This is a genomic window from Pseudoalteromonas sp. T1lg122, from assembly GCF_002964825.1.
GTDB classification, from domain to species: domain Bacteria; phylum Pseudomonadota; class Gammaproteobacteria; order Enterobacterales; family Alteromonadaceae; genus Pseudoalteromonas; species Pseudoalteromonas gelatinilytica.
Window position 1 is genome coordinate 1 of the sequence record NZ_PQCG01000028.1, and the last position, 201, is coordinate 201.

The window sequence follows — 201 nt, forward strand, 5'->3', positions numbered from 1 at the left end:
CAAGGTAGCCCTAGGGGAACCTGGGGCTGGATCACCTCCTTATACGATTTAGAACTTATTTGTTCGTAGTGTCCACACAGATGATTGTTAATTGTAAAGAGAACAACACTTATTGTTTGGGTCTGTAGCTCAGTTGGTTAGAGCGCACCCCTGATAAGGGTGAGGTCGGTAGTTCAAATCTACTCAGACCCACCACTTCTT

Annotated in this window: 1 tRNA gene; it reads left to right on the forward strand. The window is 45.3% G+C overall.

Going from position 1 to position 201, the window contains the following annotated elements:
- Positions 1–118 precede the first annotated feature (118 nt).
- Positions 119–195 (forward strand) — tRNA-Ile (locus C2M33_RS10795).
- The last annotated feature ends 6 nt before the right edge of the window (positions 196–201 follow it).